10 protein-coding genes are annotated in these 14,062 nt (G+C 41.9%); 7 read left to right on the top strand and 3 right to left on the bottom strand.

Going from position 1 to position 14,062, the window contains the following annotated elements; genetic code table 11:
• Positions 1 to 279: 279 nt before the first annotated feature.
• On the bottom strand, positions 280 to 1,770 hold the full coding sequence (gene nhaC / locus EO132_RS04390; protein WP_127136764.1) for a Na+/H+ antiporter NhaC: 1,491 nt from the start codon (positions 1,768 to 1,770) through the stop codon (positions 280 to 282).
• A 71-nt stretch (positions 1,771 to 1,841) separates the two neighbouring features.
• Complete coding sequence (locus EO132_RS04385) at positions 1,842 to 3,062, bottom strand: aminotransferase class I/II-fold pyridoxal phosphate-dependent enzyme (protein ID WP_127136763.1); 1,221 nt, start codon at positions 3,060 to 3,062, stop codon at positions 1,842 to 1,844.
• A 150-nt stretch (positions 3,063 to 3,212) separates the two neighbouring features.
• Here EO132_RS04385 and EO132_RS04380 point away from each other — a divergent pair, with 150 nt between their 5' ends.
• Both EO132_RS04380 and lpdA read left to right on the top strand, forming a co-directional pair.
• A complete protein-coding gene (locus EO132_RS04380) occupies positions 3,213 to 3,671 on the top strand; it encodes an Lrp/AsnC family transcriptional regulator (RefSeq protein WP_127136762.1) in 459 nt (152 codons plus the stop codon).
• A gap of 192 nt (positions 3,672 to 3,863) precedes the next feature.
• Positions 3,864 to 5,267 (top strand): dihydrolipoyl dehydrogenase, encoded by a 1,404-nt coding sequence (gene lpdA / locus EO132_RS04375; protein ID WP_127136761.1) that lies wholly within the window; start codon positions 3,864 to 3,866, stop codon positions 5,265 to 5,267.
• Between the two features lie 189 nt (positions 5,268 to 5,456).
• Here the strand turns inward: lpdA and EO132_RS04370 are convergent, their stop codons facing one another.
• On the bottom strand, positions 5,457 to 6,653 hold the full coding sequence (locus EO132_RS04370; protein WP_127136781.1) for a heparan-alpha-glucosaminide N-acetyltransferase domain-containing protein: 1,197 nt from the start codon (positions 6,651 to 6,653) through the stop codon (positions 5,457 to 5,459).
• 130 nt (positions 6,654 to 6,783) lie between these two features.
• On the opposite strand from EO132_RS04370, the gene EO132_RS19415 reads away from it, so the two are divergent.
• The 5 genes from EO132_RS19415 to EO132_RS04350 all read left to right on the top strand — a co-directional run bounded on the left by EO132_RS19415 (position 6,784) and on the right by EO132_RS04350 (position 14,030).
• On the top strand, positions 6,784 to 6,945 hold the full coding sequence (locus tag EO132_RS19415) for a hypothetical protein (protein WP_205780310.1): 162 nt from the start codon (positions 6,784 to 6,786) through the stop codon (positions 6,943 to 6,945).
• A 21-nt stretch (positions 6,946 to 6,966) separates the two neighbouring features.
• Positions 6,967 to 8,250 carry an anthranilate synthase component I family protein gene (locus EO132_RS04365; protein ID WP_127136760.1) on the top strand — a complete coding sequence of 428 codons (1,284 nt, stop codon included), beginning with the start codon at positions 6,967 to 6,969 and terminating at the stop codon, positions 8,248 to 8,250.
• Between the two features lie 59 nt (positions 8,251 to 8,309).
• The gene (gene tilS / locus EO132_RS04360) at positions 8,310 to 9,581 is read left to right on the top strand and encodes a tRNA lysidine(34) synthetase TilS (protein WP_313781221.1); all 1,272 of its coding nucleotides are present in this window, start codon (positions 8,310 to 8,312) and stop codon (positions 9,579 to 9,581) included.
• Positions 9,578 to 11,557 carry a protein-disulfide reductase DsbD family protein gene (locus EO132_RS04355; RefSeq protein WP_127136758.1) on the top strand — a complete coding sequence of 660 codons (1,980 nt, stop codon included), beginning with the start codon at positions 9,578 to 9,580 and terminating at the stop codon, positions 11,555 to 11,557. The genes tilS and EO132_RS04355 overlap by 4 nt, the downstream gene beginning before the upstream one ends.
• A gap of 85 nt (positions 11,558 to 11,642) precedes the next feature.
• Entirely contained in the window at positions 11,643 to 14,030 is a 2,388-nt protein-coding gene (locus EO132_RS04350) for a penicillin acylase family protein (RefSeq protein ID WP_127136757.1), read from the top strand.
• The last annotated feature ends 32 nt before the right edge of the window (positions 14,031 to 14,062 follow it).

Below are 14,062 nucleotides of genomic sequence, written 5' to 3'. Positions count from 1 at the left end.
ACTATGCCATAAAAAAGCCTTGTCAATATTGACGTTATCGCAAAATCGACCATTAAATTTTAACAACTTCTCAAGAAGCTCGAATATTGAAAAAAGTAAAATGAAAATTTATTTGACTAAACCTACCAATCCCATAAACAAAAGATGTCAGGTTGAGTCTTTCGACTTCGCTCAAGATAAACTTAAGTCGAGGCCTAATTTAAAGATCAAATTGTCCGATAACTTCTCGACTGTGCTCGAAGAGACAGGGCGTGATGATTGGTTGTGGTTCCAAAAAAGTTATTCAGCCGTTGTTGAGGCAAGTTGTTTGATTTTGATTCGGAATGCGGCAAAAAGCAATGTCATAAACGGACTTAGCCAATTGAAAACGGCGTAAAGTGCATACTCTCCGACACCGACACCCAAAACTCCGCTGTGGTAAGCTCCACAAGTGTTCCATGGAACCAAAACAGAGGTTACCGTTCCTGAATCTTCAAGTGATCGACTTAGGTTTTCCGGAGCGAGTCCGCGCTCTTCATAGGCTTTGGCAAACATTTTCCCTGGAACCACAATAGCCAAATACTGGTCGGATGCAGTCACGTTCAACGCCAAACAACTACCAACTGTACTGGCAAACAAACCAAAAGTGGTCTTGGCCAATTTTAAAAGGGATTCCGTGATGCGTTCCAAAGCTCCGATACCGTCCATGATACCTCCAAATACCATGGCACAAACAATCAGCCAAATGGTACCGAGCATTCCCGACATTCCACCAGAGGAGAACAAATCGTTAAGGGCTGGGTCATCAGTGGCAATCGAAGTATCCACCGTGATGGCATTTAAAATTCCTTTGTAACCGGATTCAAAATTCAAAGCGGTTCCCCCTCCAATGTTGGCAACAATGTCCGGCTGAAAAATAAGAGCAAACACGCCCCCCAACAATGTCCCGATCAAGAGAGCCATTAGGGGTGGTGCTTTTTTAACAATCAATCCGATGACCACCAAGGGTACAATAAATAGCCAACCATTGATATTAAAGGTAGACCCAATATTTTCAAGAAGTGAACTTGTATCCGCGACTCCAGATGTATCTATGGTAAAACCAAGAATGATGAATACAATCAAGGTCACAACAATAGTCGGAACCGTGGTATAGGTCATATAACGAATATGGGAGAACAAATCCCCACCAGCCATGGCAGGTGCCAAGTTCGTGGTGTCACTCAAAGGGGACATTTTATCTCCAAAATAAGCCCCGGAAAGCACGGCACCAGCCGTCATTCCCAATGAAATGCCCAAGGCATCACCGATACCGATTAAAGCAATACCTACGGTTGCAGCGGTTGTCCAGCTACTTCCTGTTGCTATGGATATAATGGCGCATATAATAACGCTGGCCGCCAAAAATATGGTTGGATTCAATATTTGAAGTCCGTAATAGATCATTGCAGGTATGATTCCACTAATCAACCAAGTCCCAGATAACGCACCGACCATTAAAAGAATAAGCAAAGCCCCTGTAGTTGATTTCACGTTTTCGGCCACTTCGGCAATCATACGTTTGTAGGATACCTTATTAAAAATACCGACAATGGCAGCTACGGCACCGCCCATCAATAAAATAAATTGGTTGGAACCACTTAGGGCATCATCACCAAAAACATACACATTATAAGCAAGCATGACGACCAAAGCAAAAACAGGTATAAGCGCTTCTGCAATGGTTAAATCTTTATTCTCTACAATGTGTTCATCTTCCCTAAACTTTGGTTTTTCCTTTTTGTTCGGCATCTGGTCTGAGTTTGTTAGAAGGTAATATTACGATTTTGCACCATGTTGTGCAAACCTCATGGACCTATCAATTAAGCCAAACTTGCATCGGGAGATAAAATATCCAGCATCTCCATACACTTGCGCATCGTGGTATAGGTTTTATGGATATCGTTGTCCAGACCTATGGAAAAACGAATAAGTCCTTGGGACAGACCCAACTCTTTTTGTTCTTCTTCAGGTATTTCGGAAGAGGTAGAGGTTCCCGATGCACTGAACAAGGTTTTATAGAACCCAAGACTAACGGCCAAATACCCCAACTTTTCTTTTTGCATGAGTTCCATCAAGGCGTTCGCACGCTCTACGGAACCCACATCAAGGGTCAACATACCGCCAAAACCATATTCGTGGTTCATTTGGGATTTCATCAAATTGTGTCCAGAATGACTTTCCAATCCAGGATACACCACTGTTAAACCGTCCTTTTCGAACTGTTTTGCCAGATAATGGGCGTTTTCACTATGTTTTTTGATACGGATATGAAGTGTTCGCATATTTTTCAAAATGGAAGCTGCACGCAGACTGTCCAATGTGCTGCCCAAGAGCATCCCTGCACCATTGTTGACATCTTTTAGGCTCAAGCAGAAATCAGTGGAAGCGCAAACGGCACCTGCAACACAGTCACTACTTCCATTGATGAATTTGGTAAGGCTGTGCACCACGATATCGGCACCCAGCTTTGCTGCATTGATGGTCAATGGGGAAAAGGTATTGTCCACCACCAAGGGCATATCGTTTTTTTGGGATATTTTGGAAAGTGAAGGAATATCGGCAATTTCCAACAAGGGGTTACTGACAGCCTCGCAGTAAATCATTTTGGTTTTGGATGTGATGGATTTTTCAACAGTTTCCAAATCGGTAATGTCCACAAAAGAGACATCGATATGGAATTTCTTCACGAAATTTTTCAAGAAGGCGTAAGTTCCGCCATATATTGTTCGGCTACAGACAATATGGTCACATGAATCGCACAACTGAAGAATTACCGCGGTAATCGCACCCATTCCGCTAGCATATACGTTGGCGGATTCCGTTCCTTCCAATTGCGCCATGGCCTCACCTAAATATAGATTGGATGGAGAGGAGTGGCGACTGTACAAGTAGCAGCCCTCAGTGTTTCCTTCGAAGGTGTCGAACATGGTTTTTGCCGACAAAAAGGTATAGGTTGATGAGTCTGAAATAGAGGGGTTTACACCTCCGAATTCACCGAAGTATTGAAGGTCTTGAATATGTTCTGAAGCTTTGTAGTCCATAATGTACCGTTTTTGATAAAATTAAGAATACATAGACGTAAAATCAATAGATATGTTTAAATGAAGATTATTTGACATTTAAATAAGAATAATTAGGAAAATAATCTATAAAATATAATTTTAGCCCTATGGACTAGAAAATTCGTCGGTATGAAACTGGATAACGTTGACATTGAGTTGATCAGATTGCTCCAAGAGGACAGCAAAAAAACTACCAAACAATACGCGGATGCACTGCATTTGTCCAAAACTGCCGTTTACGAGCGTATCCGAAGGTTGGAGCGCAATGGCGTGGTTACACAATACACCGCATTGGTGGACAAAATAAAAGTAGGGCGTGATTTTATGGTACTCTGCCAGATTCGATTGGTACAGCATACCAAAGAAAATGTCCTAAAGTTTGAACGCGAAGTATTGCAACTTAAAGAAGTATCCGAATGTTTTCACGTGGGAGGGGACTACGACTATATTTTAAAAATATATGTGAAGGATATGAAGAGTTATCGGGAGTTCATGGTCACCAAACTCACTGCCATAGCCAACATAGGCAATACCCAAAGCTCTTTTGTGATCAATGAGGTTAAGAATAGTCCATCGGTGCATATTTAGAGGTCAGAAGTCAGAAATTAGTGGGTTATCGTCAATAAACCGTCTATGGATTGTCAATTGTCAGTTCGAGCGGAGTCGAGAACCTTTTTTCCCACAGCATTCATTGGGGTTGTCCCGAAAAACATTTGTATTTTTACACTTGTTTCAACGAAACACAGTTTTTAAGAAAATTATCCTTACAAATACTACAATATGAATCAATATGATGTAGCCATCATCGGCTCTGGACCAGGAGGCTATGTGGCGGCCATTCGATGTGCCCAATTGGGAATGAAAACGGCAATAATAGAAAAGTATTCAACACTTGGCGGAACCTGCTTAAATGTAGGTTGTATCCCATCCAAAGCACTTTTGGACTCATCACACCATTACGAAGATGCCGTAAAGCACTTTGAGGAGCACGGTATCGATATTCCTGGAGAGGTAAAGGTGAACCTGAAGCAAATGATCGACCGTAAACAAGGCGTGGTCGACCAAACAACAAAGGGTATCGAGTTTTTGATGGACAAGAACAAAATCGATGTCTATCATGGAGTGGGAAGCTTTAAGGATGCCACGCATGTAACTATTGCGAAAGAAGATGGGGAAGAGACCATTGAAGCTAAGAACATCATCATAGCAACAGGTTCCAAGCCATCATCTTTGCCATTTATAGAAATTGATAAAGAACGAGTCATCACATCAACAGAGGCATTGAAATTGAAGGAAGTTCCCAAACACTTGATCGTAATCGGGGGTGGGGTCATTGGATTGGAACTTGGCCAGGTTTACAAACGTTTGGGTGCCGATGTGACCGTAGTGGAATACATGGACCGCATTATCCCGGGAATGGATGGCGCTTTGTCCAAAGAACTTACCAAAGTGTTGAAAAAGCAAAAGGTAAAGTTCAATCTTTCCCACAAAGTAAAATCAGTGGAGCGCAAAGGAGATGAAGTGATTGTAAAGGCTGATGACAAAAAGGACAAGGAAGTAACCATTAAAGGGGACTACTGTTTGGTAAGTGTTGGCCGTAAACCTTACACCGATGGATTAAATGCCGAAGCTGCTGGAGTCAAATTGGATGATAGGGGCAGAGTAGAGGTCAATGAACATCTACAGACCAATGTTTCCAATATTTACGCCATTGGCGATGTGGTAAAAGGAGCTATGTTGGCGCACAAAGCCGAGGAAGAAGGAACGATGGTTGCCGAAATCTTGGCAGGTCAAAAGCCACATATCGATTATAATTTGATTCCCGGTGTGGTTTATACTTGGCCAGAAGTTGCGGCCGTTGGAAAAACGGAAGAGCAATTGAAGGAAGAAGGTGTGGAATACAAATCAGGTCAGTTTCCCATGCGTGCCTTGGGTAGAGCCCGTGCCAGTATGGATATTGATGGTTTCGTAAAAATCTTAGCAGACAAGAATACCGATGAAGTATTGGGCGTTCACATGATTGGAGCACGTTGTGCCGATTTGATTGCTGAAGGTGTTACGGCAATGGAATTTAGGGCATCTGCGGAGGATATTTCCCGCATGAGCCATGCACACCCAACCTATGCAGAAGCTGTTAAGGAAGCTGCTTTGGCAGCAACTGACGATAGGGCGCTGCATGTTTAGGTATGAAAGGCACTATTTAATTTGAGATTTTCGTCAACCTGAACTTGATTCAGGTTCTAACAATGCTACTTTTATGGGGTTGATGGGATTCTGAAATAAACCTGCGTGCCGACAGGCAGGTTCAGAATGACGAATTTCAGCAATTTTCTAAAAATACAAAGCATTCAGTCTTAGGGTTGGATGCTTTTTTTAGCTTCGAACCGTACGCAGTACCCGACGCAGAAAAAGACGGAATCTAATTAAACCCTCACGAAGAACGGGTACGGAAATATCCTTTAATTCAATGGCCTGTGTTCGGATAAAAACAAGGCTTGAAGAAATTTGTGATTTGATGCTCGTTTCGTATTTGTTGTATTGCAAGGCCAAAATTGTACATGCAATCATAAAAGCGAGAGCGCCTGGAATCGCAATTTCCGGAGCAAGTGAATGATTGAAGAATCGGTATAAGCCCAATCCCGTAAAACTTCCGTAAAGAATGATGAAGTGAATCACATAAATGGAAAGTGTGCTGGCCCCAATCTTTAAAACTGTTTTGTTCGTCATCAATTGGCGAAGTATCATGAATACAGCAAAGACCACAAAAACATTCCCCAATCGTATGAAAAGGTAATTGTTGGACAAAATCAATTTGAGGAATTCAAAACCTGTCCAATCATACAGTACACCAAAAGCCGCAGTTGACTGGTAAATAAGTAAATAACCAACTACCGAGGCTATGGAAATGGCAGCAGGGTACAAATACCTGTAATTTTTGAATCTAGTGAACAGCACCGATATAAAAGCGCCGATCGTAGTGTACCCAAACCAAGGGATTATGGTAAATACCGACCCGTTGGCTTTGGTGAAGTAATTCGCCAAGAAATTAGGTAAAAAGGCGAAGGACCAATCTTTATACGCCCTTTCGAACAAGAAAAGCACTAAAGTAATGATGACGAGAGCGGTCGGGAAAACATATTTTTTCTTTTTGGCCGTTAGCACATAAACGCCTACTAGTTCCAAAATGGAAAGTCCTATGCAATGCAGCACATCAACCAAGTAGAACCCATTATAGATTTCGCCCTTTAAAAGTCCGCCAAAGTTCAACCGAAGTAAATAACCAATGGCCAAAAGTTGCAATCCCCGACGAATTCCTTTGGAAACCCTGGGATTGCCCAATCCATTTTGTGGGACTCGAATCAATAAATAAGTGAAAATAAAGCCTGAAACCGTAAAAAAGACGGGAGCGGTAATCCCGCGGAAATAAAGCCAAACAGAATAAACAGTATTGCTGGAATCCCTGAAAACAGGGTCCAACAATCCATCGATGAAGTGTCCTTGTAGCATCATCAAGATGGCCCATGCCCGCATGGCATCGATAAAAAACAGTCTATTGCTTTTGGCTGTCATCTGGTTCACGTTCACCCTATATACTTGTTTTGCAGGTGGTTTGGATGTTTCTTGCGCCAAAAATATACAAAATAGTCGCACCTATCTTTTTATTGGGGTATTTTAGCGAAACAATCAATTATTTTAAGGTATGGCTGCAATTTTAGCATTTGCTGGTAGTAATTCTTCCACTTCCATCAATTATAAATTGATGGCATATATAAATTCTTTGGTGCAAAGGTTTGATATTCAGGTTTCCAACCGGATAAATCCTTTTCTTTTACGTGCCGAAGGACCATCGAAAGCGAAATAACAAATCATAGAAACTTACGTATTGCGAACACAACGTTCTTTTAAGATTGATTCCCTTTTACAAAGTAAAAAGGCCCTGTTTGAGTGGTCCAGAGGTTTTGACGACCTAGTTTGGTTGGATAGCAATTCGCACCAAGACGCCTATTCCAGTTTTGAAGCCTGTTTAGCTGTTGGAGTATCACAACGACTACAAACAGCAGAAGGGTTGAGCATATTTTTGGACAATGAAAAAGATTGGTTGTTCGGTTATTTTTCCTATGATTTTAAAAATGAACTGGAAAATCTGTTTTCCCATAATGCGGATGCTTTGAACTTTCCTACCATTCAGTTTTTTCAACCCAATAAATTGATCATTCTTGTCAATGGCCACCTTCACTTTAACTATTTAGAAGCTTTTACCGATGAAATTGAAGCTGATTATGAGGAAATCATCAATGGCCAGCACAAGGGGTCATCCATCAAGTCGAGCGATTCCATCAAGATAAAAATGCGCATCCATAAAGATGACTATTTTGACAAAGCCAACCGTTTTCTCGAACATATTTATAAGGGAGACATTTATGAGGCCAATTTTTGCCAAGAGTTTTATGCAGAGAAAGTTGATATTGATCCATGGACCACTTATCGGAAACTGAACGCTATATCGGAACCACCTTTTGCGGCTTTTGCAAAGCTGGAAGACAACTACTTATTGTGCGCATCGCCCGAACGGTATATTAAAAAAATAGCTCAGAAAGTAATCTCCCAACCCATAAAAGGCACGGCACGACGGGGAACAGATGAATTGGAGGATGAAAAAATCAAAAAAACACTGTCTCAAGACCCAAAAGAACGCTCGGAAAACATCATGATCACGGATTTGGTGCGTAACGACTTATCCAAAAGTGCATTAAAAGGTTCCATTGCGGTTGAGGAGCTTTGTAAACCATACACCTTTAAGCAAGTACATCAATTGATCTCAACGATAATTTCAAGAGTGCCGCTAGACAAAAGTCCCTTGGAATTGATCAAAGAAACCTTTCCGATGGGCAGTATGACGGGTGCTCCAAAGATTTCAGCAATGAACATTATCGAAGACTTGGAAGAGACCAAGCGTGGTCTCTACAGCGGAGCGGTCGGGTATTTTACTCCAGCTGGCGATTTTGATTTCAACGTGGTTATTCGAAGTATTCTGTACAATGCCTCCAAAAAATATGTTTCCTTTTCCGTAGGCAGTGCCATTACTTCAAAATCTGACCCTGAACAGGAATATGCGGAATGTTTGCTCAAGGCTAAAGCTATGCGAACAGTTTTGGAGGAAGGCTAAGGTTTATTTGTAAATTCGCGGACATGTTTCCAAAGTTCAAACAGCACATAAACAGCAAGATGCCCTTTTTGAAGGGGAAGCGGCTCCTTCTGGCCTGTAGTGGAGGAATGGATAGTGTTGTGCTTACCCATTTATCTGCTGATACGGAACTGGATGTATCCCTCGCCCATTGCAACTTCAACCTTAGAGACGAAGAAAGTGATGGGGATGAGATATTTGTGCGTGAGATGGCCACGAAGCTAGGAATAAAGGTCTTTGTGGAACAATTCAAAACCGAACAGTATGCGGGGAAACACCGGTTGTCCGTGCAAATGGCAGCTAGGGAACTACGCTATCAATGGTTTGATGAACTTTTACAAACCAAAGATTTTGATTATGTGCTCACGGCCCACCATGCAGGTGACAGTTTGGAAACCTTTCTGATTAATTTATCCCGTGGAACAGGAATTGATGGACTTTCTGGTATTCCCGAAGTGAATGAAAAAGTAGTGCGCCCCTTATTGCCATTTTCACAAGAGGAAATTCTGGAGTATGCCCAATCCAATAAGATGGAGTGGCGGGAAGATAGTAGTAACGCCAGCACCAAATACCTTCGAAATAAGATTCGTCACGAGATTGTCCCCAAGTTAAAGGAATTGCACCCAACCTTTTTGCAGAATTTTGGCAATACACAACATCATTTACAGCAAACCAAGGATTTGGTCAACAGTTATTTGGATGATTTAAAAAACAAATTGTTTGAGCAAAGCGAAGGTGTCATCAAAATACAAATAGTTGAACTCCAAAAACTTCAACCTTTGGAGTCCTATCTCTACGGATTGTTCAAGGATTATGGGTTTACGGAATGGAATGATGTGAAAAACCTTTTGACGGCCATGAGCGGTAAACAGCTGTTTTCCCAAACCCATCAGTTGCTCAAGGATAGGGATTGCCTTATACTTTCTGAAATAAAAAATAGGGTCAATGAGACCTATACTGTCTTTTTAGATGTAGACACGTCCGAATTGCCTGTTCAATTAAAAATGGAAGAGGTAGAAACCCTTGATAAACAGGGTAAAAATGTCGTATTTTTGGATAAGGAAAAGTTAAACTTTCCGTTAGTGTTAAGGAATTGGGAAAAAGGCGACTATTTTTATCCCTTTGGGATGCAAGGCAAAAAAAAGTTGTCCAAATTCTTCAAAGACGAGAAGTTGGATGTGCTGTCCAAAGAAAAACAATGGCTACTCTGCTCGGACAACGAGATTGTTTGGGTTGTGGGAAAAAGGGCCGACGAACGATTCAAGGTCGAGGGATCGACCAAGCAAATACTTAAGATTACACAGCTTACATGAGATTATTGGTACTCTTTTTAGGATTATTCTTCATTAATCTAATCACATTCGCCCAAACGGATGAAAACCCAGCAGTTTGGAGTCACGAAGTACATAAATTGTCCGATACCGAATACGAATTGGTGTTCAAGGGCAAAATTATGGACGGATGGCATGTGTATTCACAATACACCGCTGAAGGGGGGTCCCTGCCCAGCGAATTTACCTTTGAAAAAGCAGGGGAGGATTATGAGCTCGTCGGGAAAACAGAGGAGAGCGAAACCATAAAAGAGTACAGCGATATCTTTGAGGTGGAGGAGACTTTCTTTAAAGGAGAGGCCATTTTCACTCAGAAAATTAAATTATTGGATCCAGAGGTCAACCAGATTTCGGTTAACCTTTTTTATCAGATCTGTAAGGAGGTTTGTCTTCCTGTGGATGAATATTTCCAAATTTCGTTGGATGGAAGCGGTTTTGCCGCCGAAGAAGCAGCTCTGGATGAACGAAGTGTAGCACTGGGGGAATCGCTTAAAGTCGATTTAAAGAACAAACAACTCCTCAACCAGGATGGTGTAACCGATTCAGAAGGAAAATCCAATCTATGGGTTATTTTTGGACTGGGTTTTATTGGGGGATTGATTGCCTTATTGACTCCTTGTGTCTTTCCGATGATTCCTTTGACCGTTTCGTTTTTCACCAAACAAACACAAAATAAATCGAAAGGGGTTGGTAATGCATTGCTCTACGGATTCTTTATTGTGTTGATTTATTTCTTGTTGAGTTTACCGTTCCATTTGTTCAACTCGGTGGACTCACAGATATTGAACACCATAGCCACCAACATTTGGCTGAATGTGTTCTTCTTCGTCATTTTTGTATTCTTTGCCTTTTCGTTCTTTGGGTACTACGAATTGACGCTGCCCAGCTCTTGGGCCAATAAGATGGATTCCGCCTCGTCCAAAGTAGGAGGGGGGCTTGGAATCTTTTTTATGGCGTTGACCCTGGCCATTGTGTCTTTCTCTTGTACGGGCCCTATTTTGGGTGGGCTTTTGGGAAGTACCACATTGGCAGAAGGTAACGTAGCTACCAATTTGACTTCTGGAATGGTCGGTTTTGGTTTGGCCTTGGCCTTGCCATTTGCCTTGTTCGCCATGTTCCCAGCTTGGTTGAACTCTTTGCCCAAGTCCGGAGGTTGGATGACCACCGTGAAAGTAGTGCTAGGTTTCTTGGAATTGGCCTTGGCCTTCAAATTCTTGTCAAATGCGGATTTGGTAGGTAACTGGGGTATTTTCAAACGAGAGATTTTTGTTGGTATTTGGGTGGTGCTCTTTATTTTGATGACACTTTACCTTTTTGGAATATTCAGGTTTCCACACGACGGACCTAAGAAAAATTTATCACCCGCCAGAAAGTTGGTAGGCCTGTTGAGCTTTGCTTTTACAGTGTATTTGGTCCTTGGGCTGTTCAATGTCAGTAACCTAAAGCTGTTGAGTGGTTTTCCTCCGCCAAGTTTTTACAGCGTAGTGGAAACAGAGAGCAATTGCCCATTGGGATTGGATTGTTACAAGGACTTTGGAGAAGGTGTGGCCTACGCTCAAGAAGTGAACAAACCCATTCTGCTCGATTTTACAGGTTGGGCCTGTGTTAACTGCAGAAAAATGGAAGAGAACGTTTGGAGCGATTCCAAAGTGTACCCTATCCTCAAAGAGGATTATGTACTGATTTCGCTCTATGTTGATGATAGGAAGGAACTTCCTGAATCCGAGCAATTCGATTTTAAATACGATTCAGGTCGCGTGAAATCCATTGAGACCATTGGTCAAAAATGGGGGACATTCCAGACCATCAATTTCAACGCTGCATCACAACCATACTATGTATTGCTGTCCCCGAACTTGGAAATTCTTAACCAAGCCGTGCAATATGTTGATGTTGAAACGTATGAGCAATGGTTGAAATCAGGATTGGAAAAACACCATCTTTCCATGAACAAATAGTTGATATTTGTCAATGATTTTGTTTAATCATCCAAAAAAATAGTTATACCTTAGGATGGACTAATTGACCTAACCCATCATCTTCGTGAAAAAGTATAAAAAGATTCTCCTTGCATTTGCAGGATTGCTTTTACTTGTAGTTATAGGCATTGCTATCTTTATAAATAGTCTCAAACCTGATTACAGTGGCAAAAAATCTTTGCCCGGAATCCAAAATGAAGTCACTACATACTTTGATTCTTACGGGATTCCTCACATTTATGCCCAAAATGAAACCGACGCTATAAAGGCATTGGGTTATGTACATGCTCAGGACAGGTTATGGCAGATGGAACTCCTGCGAAGGGTGGCGAAAGGAAGACTTTCAGAGGTTTTTGGAGAGGACATGGTCAAAACGGACAAGTTTTTCCTTTCATTGGGTATCGATGACCATACCAAAGAAACCATATCCCATCTTGATGACCAAAGCGAAACCATTGTACTTTCTCAAGCATATCTAGATGGTATTAACGAGTTCATCAAACAAGGACCAACACCCATTGAATTTTATTTGACCGGTATTGACAAGGAACCTTTTACCATTGAAGATGTTTACAATGCCGTTGGTTATATGGCCTTCAGTTTTGCCATGGCCCATAAAACAGATCCATTGTTAACGAGTATGCGGGATAAACTGGGAGAAGAATATATAAGTGACCTGACCATAAGTTCTGATACCTCCACCGTATGGATTAAAAACTTCAAGGGGGAACGAGCGGATACTTTGGGTACCAACATTGCCGCTAGTGTTACTTCAGCTCTTAAAGGACTTCCCATTCCGCAGTTCGAAGGGAGTAATAGCTGGGTAGTGGCACCACTGAAAACAAAAAACGGAAAAGTAATATTTGCCAACGATCCACATATTGGTTTTGCACAACCATCGGTATGGTATGAAGCTCATGTTAATACTCCCACCTATGAGAAATACGGTTACCATCTTGCGGGAGTGCCTTTTCCTTTACTGGGACATGACAGGAATTTGGCCTATGGCCTCACGATGTTCGAAAATGATGATATTGATTTTTACTATGAGGAAACCAATCCATCTGACAGTACCCAATACAAAACCATTGATGGCTGGAAGGATTATGAATTCGTCAATAAAACCATCAAAGTAAAAGATGGTAAGGATGTTACGTTTACCTACAAGAAAACACACCATGGCCCTGTTTTAAACAACATTGCCGATCAAATATCGGGCGAACGACCCGTTGCCATGTCTTGGATCTATACCAAGCCCAAGAATATGGTCATGCATGCCCTGTATCGTATGAGCCATGCATCAGGTATGGAAGAGTTTAAAAGTGCCTTGCCCAATATTCATGCACCAGGACTCAATGTCATGTATGGCGATGCCCAAGGAAACGTCGCATGGTGGGCCACGGCAAAATTATATGAAATGCCCGATAGTCTATCCACTAAATTTATTCTGGATGGAGCATCAGGGAACGAAGAACCATTACGTTATCTGGATTTCTCGGAAAATCCCATGGCAGAGAACCCACCTTGGAACTATGTGTATTCGGCCAACAACCAGCCCGATTCCATTGCGGGAATGTTGTACCCTGGCTATTATTTGCCAGAGAATAGGGCAAAGCGCATAGTTTCTTTACTGGATGCCAAGGATGACTGGGATAAGGAATCCATATCCGAAATGATATTGGATGTTACCTCCCCAGTCAATACAGAAGTGGTTACGGAGTTGATTAAATTATTTGATGTTACCCATTTAAATAGTGAGCAATTGGTGCTTTTGGATTCGCTAAAGAATTGGAATGGGGAATACAAACTCAATTCAACAAGTCCAGTAATTTACCATAGAACCCTTTATTATATGGTAAAGAATACGATGGAAGACGAATTGGGGCCAGAGATGTTCAAGCAATTCTTGTCCACACATTTGTTCAAGAGGCAGATTGCATGGGGTTCAAGAATGAAGAGCGGAATATGGTGGGATAACATCAATACGCCTGATGTGGTCGAAACCAGAGAGGATATCGTGATGATGTCCTTTGCCCAAACTTGGGAATCTTTGGTCAAGGATTTTGGCGAGGACACGAGCCAATGGACTTGGGACAAAGTACATACCTTGGAGCACGAGCACCCATTCGGTCAGGTGGCATCGCTCCGGGAGTATTTTAATGTGGGCCCGTTTCCTGTGGAAGGAACTCGAGAGGTTATCAACAACCTTGCTTTTCCATATGATAGCACAGGTTTTTATAAAGTAAACTCCGGTCCATCAACACGAAGAGTCATCGACTTTTCCGATGTGGAGAACAGTATCAGTATATTGCCCACAGGTCAATCTGGGAATCCGTTAAGCAAGCATTATGACGATCAAGCCCAAATGTATGTCAAGGGCGAGTTTCGTAAAATGATGATGAACAAGCAGGAAATAGAGGAAACCGCCGAATCCATTTTAATCTTCCGTTAACTCAAAAGGGGCATTCGTCAATAGGGGAATCT

The sequence above is a fragment of the Flagellimonas oceanensis genome (assembly GCF_003992595.1).
Lineage (GTDB): Bacteria > Bacteroidota > Bacteroidia > Flavobacteriales > Flavobacteriaceae > Flagellimonas > Flagellimonas oceanensis.
This window is presented reverse-complemented; position numbering and strand designations above follow the sequence as displayed.